The organism is Aeoliella straminimaris (assembly GCF_024054565.1).
GTDB lineage: Bacteria > Planctomycetota > Planctomycetia > Pirellulales > Lacipirellulaceae > Aeoliella > Aeoliella straminimaris.
The window spans coordinates 1-19,783 of record NZ_JAMXLR010000056.1 but is presented as its reverse complement, the minus strand read 5'-3'; the positions used below and the strand labels follow the sequence as shown (position 1 = coordinate 19,783).

At 60.4% G+C, this 19,783-nt stretch carries 19 protein-coding genes; 12 read left to right on the top strand and 7 right to left on the bottom strand.

All coding sequences use genetic code 11. The features are described 5' to 3' along the window. Nucleotides 1-156 precede the first annotated feature (156 nt). From NG895_RS16750 to galE, 4 genes are all read right to left on the bottom strand, one after another. Complete coding sequence (locus tag NG895_RS16750; RefSeq protein WP_252853679.1) at nt 157-1,182, bottom strand: 3'-5' exoribonuclease YhaM family protein; 1,026 nt, start codon at nt 1,180-1,182, stop codon at nt 157-159. 27 nt (nt 1,183-1,209) lie between these two features. Next, nucleotides 1,210-2,499, bottom strand: coding sequence for a 1-acyl-sn-glycerol-3-phosphate acyltransferase (locus NG895_RS16745; RefSeq protein WP_252853678.1), 1,290 nt, complete (start codon nt 2,497-2,499; stop codon nt 1,210-1,212). Between the two features lie 74 nt (nt 2,500-2,573). Beyond that, entirely contained in the window at nt 2,574-2,978 is a 405-nt protein-coding gene (locus NG895_RS30925) for a thioredoxin family protein (RefSeq protein WP_425267237.1), read from the bottom strand. Between the two features lie 68 nt (nt 2,979-3,046). Then, nucleotides 3,047-4,030: a UDP-glucose 4-epimerase GalE gene (gene galE, locus NG895_RS16740; protein ID WP_252853677.1), complete on the bottom strand. Its 984-nt coding sequence runs from the start codon at nt 4,028-4,030 to the stop codon at nt 3,047-3,049. Nucleotides 4,031-4,305: 275 nt separating this feature from the next. On the opposite strand from galE, the gene xerD reads away from it, so the two are divergent. Then, the gene (gene xerD / locus NG895_RS16735) at nt 4,306-5,241 is read left to right on the top strand and encodes a site-specific tyrosine recombinase XerD (RefSeq protein ID WP_252853676.1); all 936 of its coding nucleotides are present in this window, start codon (nt 4,306-4,308) and stop codon (nt 5,239-5,241) included. Nucleotides 5,242-5,765: 524 nt separating this feature from the next. Continuing rightward, nucleotides 5,766-5,984, top strand: coding sequence for a zinc ribbon domain-containing protein (locus NG895_RS16730; RefSeq protein ID WP_252853675.1), 219 nt, complete (start codon nt 5,766-5,768; stop codon nt 5,982-5,984). Nucleotides 5,985-5,991: 7 nt separating this feature from the next. Here NG895_RS16730 and NG895_RS16725 read toward each other — a convergent pair whose 3' ends face one another. The 3 genes from NG895_RS16725 to NG895_RS16715 form a co-directional block, all read right to left on the bottom strand. Beyond that, on the bottom strand, nt 5,992-7,158 hold the full coding sequence (locus tag NG895_RS16725; RefSeq protein ID WP_252853674.1) for a sulfotransferase family protein: 1,167 nt from the start codon (nt 7,156-7,158) through the stop codon (nt 5,992-5,994). A gap of 91 nt (nt 7,159-7,249) precedes the next feature. Beyond that, a complete protein-coding gene (locus tag NG895_RS16720) occupies nt 7,250-8,662 on the bottom strand; it encodes a hypothetical protein (RefSeq protein ID WP_252853673.1) in 1,413 nt (470 codons plus the stop codon). Next, a complete protein-coding gene (locus NG895_RS16715) occupies nt 8,659-9,585 on the bottom strand; it encodes a hypothetical protein (protein ID WP_252853672.1) in 927 nt (308 codons plus the stop codon). Before NG895_RS16715 ends, NG895_RS16720 begins: the two co-directional genes overlap by 4 nt. A 313-nt stretch (nt 9,586-9,898) precedes the next feature. On the opposite strand from NG895_RS16715, the gene NG895_RS16710 reads away from it, so the two are divergent. The 10 genes from NG895_RS16710 to NG895_RS16665 form a co-directional block, all read left to right on the top strand. After that, nucleotides 9,899-10,399 (top strand): RNA polymerase sigma factor, encoded by a 501-nt coding sequence (locus NG895_RS16710; protein WP_252853671.1) that lies wholly within the window; start codon nt 9,899-9,901, stop codon nt 10,397-10,399. 244 nt (nt 10,400-10,643) lie between these two features. Continuing rightward, nucleotides 10,644-10,928 (top strand): hypothetical protein, encoded by a 285-nt coding sequence (locus NG895_RS16705; RefSeq protein ID WP_252853670.1) that lies wholly within the window; start codon nt 10,644-10,646, stop codon nt 10,926-10,928. A 601-nt stretch (nt 10,929-11,529) separates the two neighbouring features. After that, a complete protein-coding gene (locus tag NG895_RS16700; protein ID WP_252853669.1) occupies nt 11,530-14,568 on the top strand; it encodes a hypothetical protein in 3,039 nt (1,012 codons plus the stop codon). Between the two features lie 72 nt (nt 14,569-14,640). Continuing rightward, nucleotides 14,641-15,693: a tetratricopeptide repeat protein gene (locus tag NG895_RS16695; RefSeq protein ID WP_252853668.1), complete on the top strand. Its 1,053-nt coding sequence runs from the start codon at nt 14,641-14,643 to the stop codon at nt 15,691-15,693. A 143-nt stretch (nt 15,694-15,836) separates the two neighbouring features. Next, the gene (locus NG895_RS16690) at nt 15,837-16,694 is read left to right on the top strand and encodes a MotA/TolQ/ExbB proton channel family protein (protein ID WP_252853667.1); all 858 of its coding nucleotides are present in this window, start codon (nt 15,837-15,839) and stop codon (nt 16,692-16,694) included. 51 nt (nt 16,695-16,745) lie between these two features. Then, nucleotides 16,746-17,222 carry an ExbD/TolR family protein gene (locus NG895_RS16685; protein ID WP_252853666.1) on the top strand — a complete coding sequence of 159 codons (477 nt, stop codon included), beginning with the start codon at nt 16,746-16,748 and terminating at the stop codon, nt 17,220-17,222. 56 nt (nt 17,223-17,278) lie between these two features. Next, nucleotides 17,279-17,770 (top strand): ExbD/TolR family protein, encoded by a 492-nt coding sequence (locus tag NG895_RS16680; protein ID WP_252853665.1) that lies wholly within the window; start codon nt 17,279-17,281, stop codon nt 17,768-17,770. Nucleotides 17,771-17,977: 207 nt separating this feature from the next. After that, complete coding sequence (locus tag NG895_RS16675; protein WP_252853664.1) at nt 17,978-18,337, top strand: DUF3302 domain-containing protein; 360 nt, start codon at nt 17,978-17,980, stop codon at nt 18,335-18,337. A 37-nt stretch (nt 18,338-18,374) separates the two neighbouring features. Then, nucleotides 18,375-19,517, top strand: a complete 1,143-nt coding sequence (locus NG895_RS16670) for an HlyD family secretion protein (RefSeq protein WP_252853663.1) — start codon at nt 18,375-18,377, stop codon at nt 19,515-19,517. Nucleotides 19,518-19,553: 36 nt separating this feature from the next. Continuing rightward, on the top strand, nt 19,554-19,783 hold a 230-nt coding region (locus tag NG895_RS16665), incomplete at its 3' end, for a hypothetical protein (protein ID WP_252853662.1).

The following is a 19,783-nucleotide window of genomic DNA, read 5'->3' as shown; positions in this document are numbered from 1 at the left end:
ACGAACTTTCCATCCATTTACTTCTTTGTGATTCTTCTTCCTTTTCGTGGCTATTCGGAAGCTTGGAACTCATCGCTCCAGAAGTGCAGAGGTTAGTGGCGCGGCAAGCTAGATTCTTTAGTCGCTTGCCGCTTCCTCAGAATGACAGCTCGCGCGTCACTCCTCCTCCGCTTCTCCCGGCTCTTTCTTCCCTCGATAAATCGGTTGCCGCAGGGCGTTGCGCTTGGAGGTGAACTCTCCGTCGCCGGGGTCTTCGGCAATGGCGGCCACCATCATCTGCATCTTGGCGTCCAGGTCGTCGGCGTGGTGCACGATCAACGCTTCGGGGGTCATCGGCGGTTTGGGCGAGCCCCACTCCGGCAGGCGTTGGTGGGCGACGATAATATGCTCGAGCCGCAGTAGCGTGTCGGCATCGACCTCGGTGCCAACGGCCGCTTCGCGGAGAATGTCGCGGCCCTGCAGGATGTGACCGATCAGCGTGCCGGACGCCGTGTACGTGGCGCCGGCCGGGCCGGTGACCAGTTCGCGGAGCTTGCCGATGTCGTGCAGCATCGCACCAGCGACGGCCACCCCGACATCGATCGATGGATCGGCGTCGCTATAGAGCTGGTGGTACTGTTCGACCAACATCCGTGTATTTCGTGTGACGTTCAGCACGTGTTCCAGATAGCCGCTCAGGTACGAGTGATGATTGTACTGCGCGGCGGGCATCACCAGCAGCTCTTCGCGGTGCGACTCGTATATGCCCGTGACCAACTCGCGGAGGGCTTCGTCCTCGATCGCCTCTTCAGCAATCTGCATCATCTCGTCATACATGGCCTCGGGATCGAACTTCGATCGCGGCGCGCACATCAGCGGGTCGAATCCATCCTGCTTGTCCGATTCTTCGACGGGGCGGATGCGATGGATCTCCAACTGCATCCCATAGTTCGAGTCGCGGAGCTCCGCCCGCAGTTTATAGAAGTCGCCCACCTGCCACTCGTCGCGACAGGCCGCGGCATGAGTGCTGTCACTCCAGATGGGAAAGCTCACCTCGCGGCCGGCGTCGCAGAACGACACGCGGTAGTAAGGCTTGCCATCCTTGGTGGCCAGCACCTGCTTATCGGCCAACAGGGCAAAGAAGTCGCCCAACTCGCCGGGCGTCATTTCGTGGAGCGTGGTGATTTCGATCGCGTCGGACATCGAGAGCAGTCAATTTGATCAGGAGCGCTAACGGGCGGCCGGTTGCTTGTGGTTATCCACTGTGGCGGCTTCGTCGGCGGGCGGAGTTTGTGGTTGTGCGGGCGGCTTTTCGGTCACGGGCGTTCGCTCGGCGACCAAGGCATCGATCATCTTCTGCAGTTGCTCGCCTACCTCGACCATGGCGGGGTCCTTCTTGGCACTGCGGTCCCGCTTGCTTTCGACCAAAATCGGCTCGCCTACGTCGATGGTTGCATGCAGCGGACCGTGATTCGGTGCGGTATCCGTGAAGTCCTCTTCCAAACGCTGCACTGTTTCCAGCACACGTTCGGGCAAGTTGGGGCCGTTGACGATGTAGTTGCGCGGATAGTGAGCCATCTGCTGGGCGTAGTAGCACTTGCCCAGGTCGCGCCAGCGGGCGGCACGCTCCGCTTCGCTCACCGTGCCCTCGATCATGGCCGGCAAGATGGCCGAGCGGATGTTCTTGACCCGCGACACCACGCCTGGCGAACGATCTTTGATTCCGTACTTGTCTTCCAGTTCGGTAATCAGGTCCATGGCCAGGCGTTCGACCCGCTCGTAGGGATCGCCCTGGCGCACACCGCCGAGGTACTCGACCTCTTTGATGGCGAGCATCGCCTCGCCCAGTTTCTTCATGCGTTTGGCGGTCGTCAGGTGCGTTTGCGGTTCCCACGAGAAGCTGCGTTCCAGCCGCGCGAGGTCGGGCGCCACCGTCTTGTAAGGATCGCCGTCGAAAGAATAGCGAACCGCCACGGGGTGAATCACTACCGGCTTCTTGCCTTCCTTTTCGCGCCGCTTGGAGGCCTGACGCGCGATGAACCCCGGGCCTTCCATCAGATCCATCAGCACGTCGCAATGTCGAGAGACGGCGCCTTCGGGAAAGATAACCAGTGCTCGACGCCCCGCGACCAGGGTGTCGATCGCGTAGTTGACGCTTTGCCGATCGGTCCCCTCGCGGTAAACGCTGAACGCGCCCAGCCGGCGGAGGATGAACTTCTGGTACCAGCCTTCCTTGAACAGGTGCCAGCCAGCCATCGTGGCGACGTTGTATTGGGTCTCGCCGGAGAGCAACCCCATAACAATGGGGTCGGCGATGCGGGCGTGGTTGGGCGCGATCAGCACGCCGTAGCCCTCTTCGACCGACTTGGTGATTCGCTCGACGTTACGGCACTCGTAGGTATGAATGTTGTACTGCTTGCGGAGATAGCCTTTGAGCAGGAACCGCAAGAAGAAGACCCACCAATCAGATTCGACCGGCGGGACGAACTCGTACCGTTCTTCGAAAATGATGTTCTGCATGCCAACGCGAGCTGAGGACCATTATTGGACTAGTAGACGCAACGCCGTAGTTATAAACCACCGAGACACGGAGGTCACGGAGTGCCTCTAAAATAGCGAAACCAGCCACGGGGCCTGGGATGAGCGTCTTGGGCGATTGCGTCCAGTAAATCACGTGCCAGGGTGATTTCGTTACGTTGGCCGACGATCCGTTTCAACATCTTGCCTTTTCTAAATACGTAGAAGCAAGGGATACTAACACATTGATGACCGGCAAGCCACGCCGAATTGTCTGGCATGTCGACATTACAACTGTAGAAATTGACCCAGCCCGACATCCGTGTCCGCAAAGATCGTATCACGGCGTCTGCGTCGCGATCCGTCTGGTTCCAATCGGCCCAGCAGTGGATAACAGACGGAGTCGTGCCTTGTTCGGCTTCAACGAGCTCTTGTCCGACAAGACTCGGCGCCTCAGGTTGCCAAACCTCGTGTCGACTCACAGTATTCCCACCGCTTTGTGCCCTGGGGGCCTCCGTGGTTAGTCTCTCGGGGCGCTCCCCCTGGTCGCTCAGTCGCCGTACCCGTTCGGGTGATCTTTATGCCACTTCCAGGCCGACTCAACGACCTCGTCGACCGTGGTGTACTTGGCTTTCCAGTCGAGCACTTCGAGCGCCTTGCTGGCGTTGGCCACCAACTCGGCCGGGTCGCCGGGGCGGCGCTCGCCCATCATGGCCGGAATCTCGTGGCCAGTGATTTTGCGGCAGGCGTCGATCACCTGCTTCACGCTGAATCCGTTGCCGGTGCCCAGGTTCAACTTCATCAACTCGCCCTGCTTCAGTCGCTCGAGCGCGGCGACGTGGGCGCTGCAGAGATCTTCGACATGGATGTAGTCACGGATGCAAGTGCCGTCGGGCGTGGGGTAGTCGTCGCCGAAGATCGTGACATGCTCGCGCTGGCCCAGGGCCACTTGCAGTACGATGGGAATCAGGTGCGACTCGGGATCGTGGTCCTCGCCGATTTCGCCACTGTGGTGCGAGCCGGCTGCATTGAAGTACCGCAGCGCCACGGCCCCCATGTTGTACGCCGTGCAGTAGGCATCCAGCGCCTTTTCGATGGCCAGCTTCGTGTCGCCGTAGGGGTTGATCGGCAGTTGCTTCTCCGACTCGTCGATGGGCACCTTGTCGGGCACACCGTAGGTGGCGCACGTGCTGCTGAAGACGAATCGCCAGATGCCCCGCTCGCGCATCGCCTCGAGCAGATTGATGGTGCCGACCACATTGTTCAGGTAGTACTTGGCCGGATTGGTGACCGACTCGCCCACCAGCGCCAGGGCCGCAAAATGCATCACGGCTTCAGCGCCGGTCTTGTCGAGCGCGGCAGCCAGGTCGGCCGGGTTCAGCAGATCGCCCTCGATCAACCGATCGGCGGGCACCGCAGCGCGGTGTCCCTGATACAGATTGTCCAGCACCCAGGCCTCGTGCCCCGCATCCTCCAGGGCCCGCACGGCGTGGCTGCCAATGTATCCCGCTCCACCAACAACTAAAACTTTCATCGGATTCTCTTGAACCTCACGGAGGACGAAGTAACTCGCATTCGACTGCGGGCTATTTCCGGCGAGGCGCAGCTCGTCGGCCCAGGAGTGCGGTTCTGCGACGTCTCCACGCTGGCAGAACCACTGCAACCGCGCAAGTCTGCCACCAGGATACCCAAAAACGGTGCAATCTGCCCAGGGTTGCGGACCCCGCACCTCAGCAGTCGATAACCGTTATAGAAGAGTTGACTATCCACGCGACAGCATCCGATTTAACCTTCTTCACCAACCAGACCATGGCTCAGAAGAAACTCATCAAACCGCGGCGGGAACGCACCTCGACCGAGGTCCGCGAGCATCGCGAGGCGTTCCTGCGATATCTGCGGAGCGAGTGCCACCTGGCCGAGAACACCGTGAAGGCCTACGGTCGCGATCTCGAGCGTTTGATCACCTGGCTCGCCGGCCGCCGGCTGGCCGGGCTCAGCGTGGCAGAGTTGGCGGGCTATCCGGCGTGGCTCCGCGAGCAGGGGCTCGCCCCCACCAGCGTGAGTCGCCACGTGGTTTCGCTCAAGGTGTTTTTCAAGTACCTGCAGCTCGAAGGGGTGCTGACCGAGAATCAGGCCGACTTGTTGGTGTCGCAGAAACTGTGGCAAAAGATTCCCACCGTGCTCTCGGCCCGCGAAGTCGAAGATCTACTCACGGCTCCGCCCAAGGGCGAGCCACTGTGGCGCCGCGATCGGGCAATTCTCGAAATGCTGTACGCCACGGGGTGCCGGGTATCGGAGCTGGCCACGGTGAAGCTGGCCGACCTGCAACTCGGCGAGCGTTTCTGCCGCTGTCACGGCAAAGGCGACAAACAACGCATGGTGCCGCTGGGCGGGCCGGCGTGCGAAGTGATTGCCGGTTACCTGGAAAAGGAACGTCCGAAGCTCGCCAAGCGGGTGGCGACGGAGCCGGCCGAGCTGTTCCTCTCGTCGCGCGGCCGCCCATTGCGGCGCGAGCGAATCTGGGAGCTGGTAAAGAAGTGCGCGGCCATCGCCGGCGTGAACACCGACATGAGCCCCCATTCCTTGCGGCATAGCTTCGCGACGCACCTGTTAGCGGGCGGCGCGGACCTCAGGCACGTGCAAGAAATGCTCGGCCACGCCAGCATCGCCACGACGCAGCTGTACACGCACGTCGACCACACCCGGCTGAAGAAGGTGCACGCGATGTATCACCCACGGGGGTAGAGTGGTTCAGCTATTCGCTGTAGGTAAAAACTTCTACCGGGCGAGTCAAGGGTGTATAAAGGGAAGGAACTCGCCGGACGCAAGATCGCGTCCGCGTTACATGGTCTAACATTTCCACGTGAGGAACTCCATGGAAAGCGCCAATCAACAACCCGTGCGGAAGTGCTGCCGTTGTGGTGACGAGCTGCTCGATGGGATGCAGTATTGCGTCGCCTGCGGCACGCAGAATTCAGACCCCGCGGCCGCTTTTCTGGCGACGTCCGAACTCGAACGACAGTCGGACGCGCGGAAAGCGTCCATGCAGCGACGGGGCGGTCTCGGACGCTGGTTGAGGATTTTTCTGCGGGGGTGAAGGGGGCTATTGGCTTTAAGCTATCGGCTATCGGCCAGAAGCCTTCGCCACGCGGCAGCGATTGAGCACAGAAGGCCCCCTAGCCGGACGCACACCTGCGTCCGCGAAGTGCACCAAGACTCCTATTCTTCTGGCGAATAGCTCCTGACGATCACACACACGGAGATTCGTTATGGAAGATTACACGGAGAGTACTGCGCGCCACTGCTTCCGCTGTGGCGACGAATTGCCCGACGGAGTGCGTTTCTGCGTCGCTTGCGGTACCCAGAATTCTAATTCAGAGAGCGGCCCACTGGCGGCGGCTAACTTGGAGATGAAGTCGCACGAGCGGCGCGGCTTCTGGCAGCGTGTGAGCTACTGGGGACGGTTCTGGTGGGGGATTCGGTGGTGAGCAGAGCCTACCTCTCAGACCCCACTTCCCCATACTCGAACATATCAAAATAAATTCCCCACCGATCTCGCACTCGTGCTTTTACATCGGCGGGCAGTTCGAAGCGGTTGGTCTGGTAGTCGCGGGTGCGTTCGATGTAGCTGTCGACGCCTGGTTCGATGCGGGCGTAATCGCCCAGGCTGAGTTCGTCGTACATTCGCGAGATCTCGGCCTTGGGATCGGCCACCAGGTTTTCGTAACGAAGCTCGCACAGGTTGCCTTCGGGAATCAGCTCGCGGTCTTCGCGGTACGCCTGGTACATGACGACCAGATTCTTCAGCACCTCTTCTTCCATCCACTCGTACTCGGGCAGGTTGGGCTGCAGGCCTTGGACGTCGGCCAGCGATTTCCACAGCCGGAGTGTGGAGGGAAACAGCTTCAGCGGATCGCGCGAGATGTGCACAAACTTGGCGTTCGGAAACACCTCGAGCAGCCAGCGAACCCGGGCAGTGTGAGGCGGACTCTTTAGCACGATGCGCTTGTTGCGGGCCACGGCGATCGATTTGACAAACAGTTTCAGCAGCGCCTGCCAGCGGCGGCGGGACCGCTTGGGAACCTGACGCAGATCGAGGTACTCGGAGTGCACCGGGCCGTTGCGGGGGAACGCCCAGCAAAGGTAGGGCGATGGCAAACCGAGATTACAGAGCGCGAACTCGTCCTCTTGGGGTTTGTCCCAACCGGCCTCGATGTTGTCCATAGGCCGCTTCGAAGGTAACAGCCACGAGGTGAGCGGTGTCGCGTATCGCTGCGTTGCCAGGTGATGCAGCGGCGACATGCACTCGTAGGTATTCGGGTACGTGTGTTCGGGATCGGTGATTAACAGTTCGTGTAGCAGCGTGGTCCCACTGCGCCAGTGACCCAGCACGAACAGCGGCGGCTCGGCAAGCACCTGACGGTGGATCCTGCGACCATAACGAAAGTTGCTCCAGACGCCCATCATCGAGTTGAACGCCGAGACCGGCGTGATGCTGGCCGCCGTGAGCATCGAACGCGGCGAAAGCCGGCACTGCCGTGTCGCCAGCAGCGACAACCAGGTGCCCAATCCCATGCCATGCCAAAACCGCGGCGTCAGGAAACCGTAGCTGTGCGTCGGGTCGGCCGAGTAGCGCGGCTTATCTTTTTTATTGGACGGCATAGAGAACTGAGGGTAAGGATGCGGCGCGGGGCAGCGAACATTTGGCAGGCATCCGCTGTTAGGGTCATTCTACCCGACACCTCGGATGCCGCTACTCGGCTTGGCCTGGCAGGTCGGCGTTGTCGATATCCATGGGCTCAGCGGGTTCCTTCATGCGAGCTAGCGTGCTAGCCGCAAATGCCCGGTCGCCGCGCGATCGTTGCCAGCCCAACAACCACAGCACAAGGATCACGGCAATGAACCCCAGGCCCGCAATCCATCCCCAGATGGGCTGTTTCTCGGGGGCAACAAGCTGCAGTGGGCCGCGTCCGATAAACAGGGGGGCGAACCTTAGTCCCTCCGAACCATCGGCCGACTGACCGCTGAACCGCCAGTTTTTGAAGAAGAACCCGGCCATCCGGACTGGTTGGCGGATACTATCCCCCTCGGGCATGCCGGGCGGCAGGTCGAGCACGCAGAACATCAGCGGGTTGTTTTGAGAATCGCCAGTGAACAGGGCCAACTCGTAGTAGTGGTCGATGCCAGCAGCCATGGCGTCGCGATCGCGCGTGGTGTCGACCCGCAGGGCGCGGCGAACTACACCGTCGAACACGGCCAGCTCGCCCACCTGCTCGTCGGGGGTGTTGAAGAACGGGGCCACCGAATACTGGTTCTTGTCAGCCAACCGTAGCACTTCGCCCGCCAGTCGCCGGCGTTTGCCTTCGCCCTGTTTGGCGTCCGCCTCCCAAGTGTCGCGAAAGCGCGGCAGATGGCGCTCGGCCCAATGGATGAATTCGTTCGCGGGAGTGTCCTTCAGGCGCGACATTAATTGGTAGAACGTGGCCGTCTCGCCACCCACCAGCGGCGCGCGGTGCACCACGTTGTCGAGCATCGCTACGTCGAAGCCCAGGATGCCCAGAACGCTCATGCCGTAGTTCACCTCGGGCGGCCTCCACTGGGTGGGCAACCATTCGAGGCGGGGCGCGGCCAGCACTGGTACGATGTCGCCGCCTGCGGTTGCGGCCAGTTTGACGAAAATCCCCTCTACCGCGATTGGCTCCGACTCCAGCGCAAACGATTGCCAACGATCGGGCACCTCGCGGGTGAGGATCATGCACTCGCTGCCATCGGCTTGGGCCACGCAGGTAAGCGCGGGCTCGACGTCGGTGATCTCGCGCATCTCACGAGTCGGTTCCATCACCTCAATCGCCTGGCCGTGCCAACGGACAAGTTGGCCGCGGTACTTTTCGGGCGCGACCAACAAGTCGCGCGTGGTGACCGAGATGGCGGGGGTGTTGTAGAACACCCGACGGTCGAAGCTGGCGAGGCGTGTTACTAGCCGTTCGGTCTCTCGGCGCTCGTCCACCGAGAAGGGCACGCGGTCTTCGAATTTGGCGAACCGGCTCTCGTCCCAATAGTCGATGGCCAGGGCATTGGCCAGCGGCGTGTCGCTCGACTCTTGGGCGGTCGCCACTGCCGCCAACCACAGCAGCAATCCGGCTAGGCACAGGTGGCGTGGGTTCATGGCGAGTCGTCGTCGGAGTCGGGCGTTTCAAGTGCTTGGAGTGCATGGAGTTCGTTCGCCACCGACTGCGAGTCGGGCCCAAGCTGCGGCCGCGCAGGCTCGGCGCCGTTCCACACGATCCACGCCACTACCACGGCAGCGATGCCGGCGGCCAAGGCGATTAATTGCCAGGCGGGCAGCGATGTATTGCGAGTTACCAAGGGGGCCGCCACCGAGACCGGCGCAAACGATCGGGCCACAAACACCGGCATCAAGTCGACACCGCGGGCGTGATCGTAAACTTTGTTCTTGAAAAAGAGGGCATTGCACTCGATGCGGCCATCGCCGGGAAACTCTTCGCCTGTGGACCAGCCGGCGGGTAGTTCCTGGCAGTAGATGGCAAATGGCCGCAGCACGTCGCGCCCCGGTTGGATATAGACCAGGTACAACTGGTCGATGCCCAAATCGTTCTCGGCGGGCTGGATCGATTCGATGCGGCGGACATTGCCGCGCAACGATACCACGCGTCCGCGATAGACCTGCGGCTGATTCACCAGTTGCACGAATACGGCCTCGCCTACCGAAGCGGCGCTCAACTCATCCGCGGTAGCGTTGCGGGCGACCTCAATCACATGGAACCAGGCATCCTGCTCTTCGTCGGCGAATGGGGCGTTGTCCACGATGGATTCGAGCTTTTCGCGGTCGATGGCTGCCAGGTACGCGGGACGCTCGGGCTGGTCGACCTCGGTGGGTAAATCGGCCACCGGGCTGGCGTCGCCGAACAACAGGGCCAGCTTTTCGTGGGTGCGAGACTGCTCGAGCGAGGCCATCACCACGGCCACCAGTCCTAGAGCGGCCACCATCGACACCAGCCGCAACGGAATGCCGACCGCCCTGCTGCGGGGCGAACTGGACGTGCGGGGTTGATTAAAGCGAAGGGGCATAAAGTCGCGTTATTCGAGTAACTTGCTGCTGCGATCCGGGTTCTCCCTGCCCCCGGGATACCGACGATTGACATAAACGCCAAGGTCGGTGCTGTCGCGGAGGGTGCATGACTTGACTCTAATTCTATGCCACACAACAACTTGCGACAAGAAAACCCTGGCTGGGAGATATCGCAAAAAAGTTGGGAACCACGGGAATAGTCTACGCCGTGGCGGGCGAAAAGATTGGCGGAACAGAGATGGTTCGTGTTATATTGCGACACGGATCAGAGAACTCCACACAGCACGGATCAGGCTGAGAGGAGAGGCAAAGGTGGCACTATCGCGCGCCGATTTTCACGGTATGGTTTCCGGCCACGCACCGGCTTTGTATCGACTTGCTTACCGCATGGTGGGCGATTCGCATGACGCCGAGGATGTGGTGCAAGAGACGCTACGTAGTGCCTGGAGAAGCCGCGATCGGTTTGATTGCGGACGAAGCCAGCGGGCTTGGCTAGCCTCGATTCTCCGTCGCCGTGTGATCGACGGGTGGCGCCGCAAGGCCCGCACGCCGTACCCTGCGGGGGAGCATGGGATAGAGGTACCGGTGGATGGCGTGGATCCATTGGCCTCGGAGTTAACCGACGAGATGCAACACGCCTTAGATAGTTTGCCACACGACTTGCGCGAGTCGCTGCTGCTAGTCGTTGTTGGCGAACTGACCCACCAAGAAGCGGCCGACACTTTGGGAATACCGCTCGGCACGGTACTCTCGCGTGTCAGTCGTGCCCGCGGAAGACTTCGTAAGTATTACCTTGCCGAGGCGAAACGATAGGCCACTCGTGGGCATATCCGCAGCCAGAGGTAACTGAAGCGATTCACCAGCGACTTTAGTGCGAGTCGTTGCGAAACTGGAGTGTTAGGCAATCCACTCCAATCCAGAACCCTAGCGGCCAGCAATGGGTTCGAGAAATGTCAGGGGCCCCGTACCATAACGGGAACATACCTAGATGATGGCAATTGCGGACCGTAGGTGCGCCAGCACCCCCGGTTTGTGTTGCCCCAGAGGAGCCGAAGAGATGGATGGAAGGTCTCAACGGTCGCGTAGCGGTCAAGCCATGTTTACCCAACCAAATTCACAAACCCCCTTCAGCAAGTTACGCTTCGACGTCGATTCGCTTTACGCACCCCTGGCTTCAGGCGGTGGGGCGGGGCGACGCGAGGGCCAGGAAGGCCTGCGTTTCGGGCTGCCCGCCGATCCGATGCTGGACGACGTCTTGAGATCCGTGCCGGTGATGCCAGACTCGCTTGAGGCACGTCTGCATAGCCTGGTGGATCAATGGGCCGATGGCGGCCAAGCCTAAAGCCTAAAGCCTGACGCCTGTCGCTCGCTCTTGCGATCTTGCAGCGTGCTTCGTGGGACGAATCCAAAACTGCGGATGCCACTACCGCTGGTAGTCTCCACTGCGCTGGAGCCTGTTGGCCGGGACGGCCGACGCCAGGGTGTGCCCGTGCAAATGCGCCTGCGCGATGTCCATGGGGGCGACACGGCCGAGCAAGTCACCGCCTGCACCGCGCGGCGGACATGGCATTGACCCCGCGTCGGGGCAGTGACGCGGAGGCTTTTGGGTAGCCGGGCGCCTGGTGCCACTCGATTGGCGATGGGCTTCTCACGGTGTGCTCAACCGCATCGCAATACTCTCAGCCGTACGATGCGTATAATTCCACTGCCAGCCCTACCCAGGCTGTTCAATCGCCAAGGTTTCTCCCGCACTAGCGCCCATTTCTTGCCTCAACTGGGTGGCCACGCTCTGGCCGCTTCGAGTAAGATGAGGGGCTAGCTCGCGAGGAGCCCCCGGGCGCCTTTTAGTGTCCACCCGCTCCGGAACCGGGTGCCACCCCTTCCAGCGGCACTGCCCCATTTTGCCGCGAAACTGGCCATTCCATCGCCTCTGAAGGAGAGGGATGTTGAAGCAAAAGCTGTTGTTGCCCGCCCTGTTGGTTTTAAGCCTGCCGCTGGCGGTGCGTGCTGCCGACGATTCGTCGAGGTTTTTGGACGCGATGCGAGCCCGCGGTCACTACGACCTGGCACTCGACTTTCTGACCGATTCGAAGAACAGTCGCCTGGTTTCCGACGACTTCAAGAAGCAGATTCCCTACGAACGCGGAGTCACGCTGCTGTCGAAGTGGCAAGTGACCCCCAGCGCGTCGGAACGCGATCGCCTGACGGCGACGATCAAGAGCGAACTGAGTGCGTACGCCGCGGCGAACGCGGGCACGCCCCGCGCGGCCGATGCCCAGAATCAAATGGCGGGATTGCTCAAGCAGATGGCCACGCGCGATCTGATAGAGCTCGAGGCCAGGCCCACACCTCCTGCCGACGCCCCGCAGATCAAAGAGCGAGCGCGGAGGAACTTCGCTGAAGCTCGTGAACTGTACAAGAAAGTGGAGGAATCGCTGGTCAATCAACTGGCGGAGTTCCCTAAGAATCTTAATGCCCGAACGCAAGCTGCAGAAATTGACCAGCGGCGAGCGATGCGGGAGCGGCTGGCGAATGTTCGCTGGTTGATCTCCGAGGTGCTCTTCCTGCAGGCGGAGACACTGGACCGCGAGTCGCCGGAGGCCAAGAAACTGTACAATCAGGTGGCCGAAGAGTGTCAAGCCTTGTACGACAAGTACGATGGTTACGGCATCGGTTTCACGGCCCGCGTCAAGCAAGGTGAGTGCTACCTTCGTCTGGGCGAGTTGAAGAAAGCTTCGGGCTGCTTTGAGGACGTCATCGTACGTGGCGGCGATGCCGATGTGTTTCGTAGCCAGGTAACCGAGGCACTCGCCCTGCAGGCCGAGATCTTGTTGGCCGATAAACAATACGACGCCTTGCTGGAGAAGCAGGGTCAATGGCTCGAGAAGGTTCGCCCTCAGGAACTGCGTCAGCCCAGTTGGTTGGAACTCGCCTATTACGTGGCCGAAGCCAAACGCGTGAAGGCCGCTGACCCTGAGATCAAGGATGCCGAGAAACGCCGACTGAAGGGCGAGGCATTTCAGAACTACACCGCGGTGGCCAAGCTGCCCGGTAAATACCAGAACGACGCCCGGCAGTTGCTGGCCACGGAGTTCGCAGGAATCGAAGAGAAGGACGACCGTCGCCAGGTCAAGACTTTCGAACAAGCGATGCAGGCGGCGAAGGACGCCATCAATTCGATGAACGCCGCACGGCAGACCTTGCCGGCCGCCAAAGCTAACAACCCCGCCGGCGTGGCCGCTTTGGAAGAGCAATCGGCCCGGGGTTACGACGACGCGATTCACTACCTGGACGTTGCCGGCACACTGGTCGACGACGATACCCCCATCGCCGAACTGAACGAACGCCGCTGGCTCCGCTGCTGGTTGTACTGGCAGGACGAAGAGTTCTATCGTTCGGCCGTGCTGGCGGAGTTCATTGCGCGCCGCTATCCCGAAGATCCCAAGGCCTCGGGCGCGGCACAGGTGGCGCTGGTCTCCTATCAGAAGCTGTTCAACGAGGCGATCAAGCAGGGCGGGGCGGATGCCGGTAAGGCGGAAGCCACCAAGCTGAAAGACCTGGCCAGCTTCATCACCCGCCGGTGGGGCTCTTCGGCCCTGGCCGATACGGCGTTTGGCGTGCTATTGGACTTTTCGATTCGCGACAAAGAGTTCGACGTGGCACTCGATCTGGTGAATCAACTGCCCGAAGATCATCGAGCGGTGTTCCAGGCCCGCATCGCCAACGCGATGTGGGACGCGCAGCTTCGTGCTGCTTCGCAGAAGGATACATCGGTGGACCGCGCAGCCTTGCGGGACCAATCCTCCGAGTTAATGGCCAGCAGCTTTGACGCGGTGGCCTCCGACCCAGCCGCGGCAGATGTGTTGGCCGCTTCCTCGCTGTACCTGACGCTCGCTCGCCTGGAAGAGGGCGATTACCAACAGGCGATCCAGCTATTGGAAGACCCACAGAACGGGGCCATCGCGCTATCGAAGACCAACAACCCGATCGCCTCTCGGCAGGCCTACGCCGTCGAAGCCTACAAGGCCGCCCTGCGGTCGTACGTGTCGGTGGTGCCACCGCAAACCGACAAGGCGGTAGCCACCATGGCCGAGTTGGAAAAGGCCGTTGGTGGTAGCGACCCGGAGAAACTCACCCGGGTGTACCTGCAATTGGGAGTGCAACTGCAGCAGCAGATCAAGGACCTGCAGGCGGCTGGCAAGGTCGATGAAGCGAAACGCGTCAGCAAGGCCTTTGTTGCCTTTCTCGACAAGCTCAACGAACGGGGCTCGAGCGATCCCACGGTCCGGCAGTGGATCGCGCAGACCTACTACAATCTGGCCGAAGGCCTGCAGGGTGACTCATCGGCCGAGGAAACTCGCGCCCAGTACTACAGTCGCGCAGCCGATTCTTATCAACAGATCGTCGAAGACCCGAACTCAGGGCTGACGGGCAATCGCCTGCTGGCTGTGAAGATGCAGTACGCCCAGACGCTGCGCTACGCCGGGAAGTACGACGAGGCGATGAAACAGTTCGAATCGATCCTGACCGAAAAGGAAATGATGATTCCGGCCCAGACCGCGGCGGCGTATACGCTGCAGGAATGGGGCGCGGCGTCCGACGCGTCGAAATTCAAAGAAGCACTCATGGGCAGTGGCCCCCTGAACGCCAAAGGTAAGCCCACCGTGTGGGGGTGGAGCTACATTTCGAAGGTGGCCATCAGCGTGGCCCGTTCGAAGCCTCAGATGCAGGCGCAGTTCAAGGAACTGTTCTACGAAGCATGGCTGAACATTGCCCGCGTTTCCTACCTGCGGTCGCTCAGCAACAACCAGGATGCGATGCTGAAGCAAGCTCGCAAGGTGGTAACCGAGATGGTGGGTAGTTATCCGGAACTGCTGAAGATGCCGATCCGCGAAGAGTACGACGGACTGCTTAAGTCGATCCAGCGTGCCGAAGGCGTGCCCCCCACCGGCCTGAAAGAGCTATTGGAAGAAAATAACTAGTCGCCAGCGAACTAGACGGCGGGCGGCATTTGCCCGGCGTCTTCCCCCCTTTGAACTCGATAACGAATGATGATGACCGATCCCATCCGCCATGCCACGGCGTGTCTTTTCCTTGTTCTCAGCCTGGTTGCGACCAGTAATAGTGCGCTGTCGCAGTCGACCGATCGCATTCGCACGATTGGCGGTTCGGAGTCGGGGGAAGTGATCCGCATGTCCCCAGTTTCGGTGGTGATCCAGAAGGGGAGCGAGACCAAAGAGATCCCGGTTAACGAGATCCGCAGCATCATCTTCCGTCAGGAGCCATCGGAGTTGACTCAGGCCCGTTTGAATGCGGTGAACGCCGGCTACGAAAGTGCCCTGAGCCGGTTGTCGGCGATCAACACCAGTGCGCTTACCAACGATTTCATCAAGCAGGATGTCGAATATTACACCGCCTACTGTAATGCCAAGATGGCGCTGTTGGGGTCGAAGAACATTCGCGCCGCGGGCATGGAGCTCAACTCGTTCGTTGGCAAGTACGATCAGAGTTATCACTTCCTCGAGGCCACCGAACTGTTGGGCGATTTGCTCGCCACGATGGGCAACTATAGCGCGGCCGAAGCAATGTACAATAAGCTGGCCAAGGCGCCCTGGCCCGAGTATCGAATGCGGTCGGCCGTGCTGGTCGGCCAAACGATGCTAGCCCAGGGCAAGAATCAGCAAGCCCTGGGGCAGTTTGACGCCGCGCTGAAGGTCAACGACGACAGCCCTGGCGGTAAGCAACAGCGGTTGGCCGCCGAATTGGGCAAGGCCGTGGCGAGCGCCGCGACGGGCAATGTGGACGAAGGCCTCAAGGCGGTTGAGCAGGTGATTCGCGACGCCGATCCCGAAAACGACCAACTGCTGGCCAAGGCTTACAACGCCTTGGGGGCCTGTTACGTACAGTCGGGCCAGCCAAAACTGGCTTTATATGCCTACCTGCATACCGATTTGCTGTACGGACGGGTTGCCGAAGAACACGCCGAGGCACTTGCCAAGTTGATTCCTCTGTGGGAGTCGGTTGGGCAGGATGGCGAAGCTCGCCGCGCGCGTGAGACCTTGGTCACCCAGTACCCTGCCAGCCGGTGGGCCAAGCAACTGCAGTAGGCTTGACGATGAACCTTTGCCACGGCCCGAGTGCGTAGTTACACTGGAAATTTCGCGTCTGTCCCAATTCGAGGCGTACTGTAAGACTTGGGCAGACCTCTCACGGAACTTAAGTAATATAGTCGGGCTGGAGGAATCGTTTGATGCATAGTGTCGCTTTCGATCAGGCGGTTTCACCACGGAGTTGGATCATCGGCCCCTTGCTGGTGGCCCTCGCCCTGGGAGTGTGGTCTGCATCAACCGCTCCGGCATCCGCCCAAGAGGAGGGTGGCGGTGAAGCAGCGGCTCCGGCCGATGCGGCTGCTCCGGCCGACAATGCTGGTGGCAACAACAGCACGACCACGACCCAACCCGATAAGACCTACCTGGAATGGGCCTACGACTCGCTCGGCCTGGGGTATAGCCTGATCTTTCTGGCACTGTCGTTCACCCTGGTGGCACTGTTCGTGATGAACCTGTTGCAGGCCCGTCGCGAAACCATCATGCCGACGGAATTGTTGGAGGGATTCGAAGCGCATCTGAACGCCAAACAGTTTCAAGAAGCCTACGAGTTGGCCAGCTCCGATGAGTCGTTCCTGGGCAAGGTGCTGTCCGCCGGTTTGGGGAAGGTCTCCAAGGGCTACGACCAGTCGCTCGAGGCCATGCAGGAAGTGGGCGAGGACGAGTCGATGAAACTCGAGCACCGCCTAAGCTACATGGCCCTGATCGGCACCATCAGCCCGATGGTTGGTCTGTTTGGTACGGTGCACGGTATGATTTCGTCGTTCCAGGAAATCGCCAACTCCGCGGGCGTGCAACCGACACCCGCCGACCTGGCCAAAGGTATCTCGACGGCTTTGTTCACCACGCTGATTGGTCTGGCCATCGCCATTCCGGCCATCGCCGCCTACAACATTCTCCGCAATCGTATCGACCGCCTGGTGCTGGAGGTGGGCATTGTCAGCGAAGGGCTGATGAGCCGCTTCCAGAATGCCGGTAAGAAGCAGACGCCCCAGGGCTAAGAACCTCTCTGCCCTGGCGAAACCAGTCGACGATGCGACCATGAGTGCACCATGAAAGTTGTCAGCGCGAAGCGCCGAGAAGTCTCCGAAGGCGACATGACACCCATGATCGACATGGTGTTCCAGTTGATCGCGTTCTTCATGGTGTTGATCAACTTCTCGGACATCGATCAGGATCAACGCGTTCATCTGCCTAAGAGCGAACTGGCCAAACCGCCCGAAGTGGCCTACGAAAAGCCGATCACCTTGCAGATGACCGCCGACGAAGGGATTATCCTCAACGCGGGCGCCTCGGATCTGCTGTCCATCGAGGACCTCCGCATCGCCTTGATGCGCCAGTCGCAAGTGATCAAAGCGCAGGGCGACGACATCAAACTATCGGACGTTACCGTGATTATCCGTGCCGACGAAAGTGCCCGACACGGCAAGGTACTCGAAATGGTGGACGCTGCGCAGCAAGCCGGATTCGAGACCTTCGCCTTCCGTGGTAAACAGAGCCAGGACAGCGGCTTCAATTCCCGCGAGTAGCATCGCACGAAAGGCCACTCTGTCGGGCAGAATAAGTACCAAGCCAGCGTCGAACCATGAAGATTCGCAAGACCAAGCACAAAGACAAGATCGAACTGCAGATGACACCGATGATCGACATCGTGTTTCAACTGCTGGTCTTCTTCATTATGACGTTCAAGATCGTCGAGCCCGAGGGCGATTTCAACGTTCGCATGCCGCCGCCGGCTTCGCAGAGTCCCTCGCAGCCGCCCGAAACTCCCACGCTGATCCTGAAGATGACGGCCGATGCCGACGGCAATCTGGCCAGCATGAAGTTGGGCGACGTTCCCTTTACGGGCACCGACAAGCTCACGCCGTTCGACCAACTGCGCAGTCACATCGTCAGTCTGGTGGGCGACGAGGCTGGCCCCGGCACCGCCAGCGAACGCGAGGTCGAACTCGATAGCGACTTCAATCTGAAATACCGGTACGACATCAACGCCATCACCGCGATCTCTGGCTACATCCAAGATGGCCAGAAGTTCAAGCTGATCGAGAAGATCCGCTTTGCCCCGTCGTCAGAGTAGTCGGGGGAACACTGGATTCGGCGGTTCTACCCCGATCTGGTGTGTCGCGTGAGGTCTCCAAACCGGACTTCTCCTCAGCGTGAAACTCCTGTAGGAACCTCGAGTGACGGAGCACCGCATCCTCGCTACAATGTCAAACGCCGTTTCCAGCGACGCCGATTTGTGCCACGCGTCGCCGTTTCGTGACTATCTGGAGTGCAAGTTGAGATGATATTGGCGCTAGGTTTCTACGATTACGTCACGTTTTCCGCACTTATTTTCATTCTGGTCGGCGCCATGGCGGTGGTGCTGTTCTTCCTGGGGCTGCCGGGGCGAATTGCCAAGCAGCGGAACCATCCTGACGCGGATGCCGTGAACTTGATGGGGTGGCTCGGCTTTCTGGGGGTCGTGCCCTGGATCCAGGCCCTGATCTGGGCCATCAAGGAGACGGACGTCGTGGACATCCGCCGCTTTCCGCCCGAAGAGCAGGAAGTCTTGGATATACAAGCGAAGAAGTACCTGAGCGAACGAACCAAGAAGCCGAAGGCCAAGCCGGGTGACGCGGGGCAGGGCACCTCGGAAGAGTAGGGCTGAGGCTGAATCGAATCGATCAGGAGTAGAAACTATGGTAATCGGACTACTAATCACCTTTGGCTACTGCTTCTTTCTATGGCTGATGTTCTTCAAGCTCAAGCTGCTGAAGTTCAGCCCGATTTGGGCCGTGGTTTCATTCTGGTTTGGGTTGCACTTGCTGCTGTTGTTCATTATCTGCCCTCGTTTTTTCCAGCCGGCCTCGGAGGACATGCGCATCATCCGGCACAATGTGCAGTTGGTGCCGCGGTTGCCCGAACCGACACTGTTGATGGACGTGCTGGTAGAGCCAGACGCGCAGGTCAAAAAAGGGACACCGCTGTTTCAGTTCGACAAGCGGATCTACGAGTACCGCGTGCAGCAGGCCAAGGCACAGTTGGCCGCCGCCCAGCAGCGGGTGTTGGTGCTGCAAGCGAACGTGGATGCCGTGTCGCAGGAGGTTGCCCAGGCCCAGGCCAACAAGAACTATGCGCAGAGTCAGGTAACCCGCTACGAAGCGATGTCGAGAGACGGGGCCGCCAGCGTACAGAACCTGCAGCAATGGCAGGATCAGTTGGCCATTGCCGAAGCGGATATCAAGGCGGCGCTGGCCAATCAGCAAAAGGCGAAGCTCGAGTACGAGTCGAACATCGACGGGGTGAATACCTCCGTGGCCGAAGCCCAGGCGGAGCTCCAGCAGCAGGAGTACTACCTGGAACAGACAACGCTGGTGGCGCCCGCCGATGGGTTCATTACCAACTTGCAGGCGCAACCCGGCCTGGTGGTCGGGGGACTCCGAGTGGGGGCCATCGCCAGCTTCATTTGCGAGGAGGATCCCTACGTACTGGCAACCTTCTTTCAGGAACACCTGAAGTACGTGAAGGAAGGTCAGCCGGTCGAAATTGCCCTCGATACCCATCCGGGTAAGATCTTCGATGGTACCGTCGAGGCAGTGTGGAAGGCGGCCGGGCAGGGACAAATGATGCCGCAGGGCAGCCTGCCGACCTTCGAGCAGCCCTTGCCCAAGGGGCGCTTCCCCGTGAAGATCCGCATCAACCACCCCGATTCGGAACTGGCCGCTGGCGTGCAGGGATCCGTGGCAATCTACACCGACCAGGGAACCAGCTTCTCGATACTCCGTCGCATCGAGATTCGCAGCTACTCGTACGGCAACTACCTCTATCCGATGCCCTTCTAGCGGACACCTCGGCTCCCGTTTGTAGAGACACACAGCATGCTGCCGCAAGTCATTTTCATTTCGAGCAGTTTGGTGATCGTGGCCGTGGCGATTCATCTCTTCCTGCTGCGTGGCCTGAGTTACGTTGCTCGACGAATGCGTCATTTTCCCGTGCTCGGCATGGGGGTCTCCATGGTGGCAGCCATTGGTGGCCATGTCACAGAGATCTGGATCTTTGCGATAGCCATCAAGCAGATGGCGCTCAATGGGCAGTTCGGCAGCCTGGC

Excerpts from the sequence above, each read along its gene's own strand:
- NG895_RS16750 (WP_252853679.1), bottom strand. The coding sequence starts at position 1,182 with ATGTCCGACGCGATCGAAATCACCACGCTCCACGAAATGACGCCCGGC.
- NG895_RS16745 (WP_252853678.1), bottom strand. The coding sequence starts at position 2,499 with ATGCAGAACATCATTTTCGAAGAACGGTACGAGTTCGTCCCGCCGGTC.
- galE (WP_252853677.1), bottom strand. The coding sequence starts at position 4,030 with ATGAAAGTTTTAGTTGTTGGTGGAGCGGGATACATTGGCAGCCACGCC.
- xerD (WP_252853676.1), top strand. The coding sequence starts at position 4,306 with ATGGCTCAGAAGAAACTCATCAAACCGCGGCGGGAACGCACCTCGACC.
- NG895_RS16730 (WP_252853675.1), top strand. The coding sequence starts at position 5,766 with ATGGAAGATTACACGGAGAGTACTGCGCGCCACTGCTTCCGCTGTGGC.
- NG895_RS16725 (WP_252853674.1), bottom strand. The coding sequence starts at position 7,158 with ATGCCGTCCAATAAAAAAGATAAGCCGCGCTACTCGGCCGACCCGACG.
- NG895_RS16720 (WP_252853673.1), bottom strand. The coding sequence starts at position 8,662 with ATGAACCCACGCCACCTGTGCCTAGCCGGATTGCTGCTGTGGTTGGCG.
- NG895_RS16715 (WP_252853672.1), bottom strand. The coding sequence starts at position 9,585 with ATGCCCCTTCGCTTTAATCAACCCCGCACGTCCAGTTCGCCCCGCAGC.
- NG895_RS16705 (WP_252853670.1), top strand. The coding sequence starts at position 10,644 with ATGGATGGAAGGTCTCAACGGTCGCGTAGCGGTCAAGCCATGTTTACC.
- NG895_RS16700 (WP_252853669.1), top strand. The coding sequence starts at position 11,530 with ATGTTGAAGCAAAAGCTGTTGTTGCCCGCCCTGTTGGTTTTAAGCCTG.
- NG895_RS16695 (WP_252853668.1), top strand. The coding sequence starts at position 14,641 with ATGACCGATCCCATCCGCCATGCCACGGCGTGTCTTTTCCTTGTTCTC.
- NG895_RS16690 (WP_252853667.1), top strand. The coding sequence starts at position 15,837 with ATGCATAGTGTCGCTTTCGATCAGGCGGTTTCACCACGGAGTTGGATC.
- NG895_RS16685 (WP_252853666.1), top strand. The coding sequence starts at position 16,746 with ATGAAAGTTGTCAGCGCGAAGCGCCGAGAAGTCTCCGAAGGCGACATG.
- NG895_RS16680 (WP_252853665.1), top strand. The coding sequence starts at position 17,279 with ATGAAGATTCGCAAGACCAAGCACAAAGACAAGATCGAACTGCAGATG.
- NG895_RS16675 (WP_252853664.1), top strand. The coding sequence starts at position 17,978 with ATGATATTGGCGCTAGGTTTCTACGATTACGTCACGTTTTCCGCACTT.
- NG895_RS16670 (WP_252853663.1), top strand. The coding sequence starts at position 18,375 with ATGGTAATCGGACTACTAATCACCTTTGGCTACTGCTTCTTTCTATGG.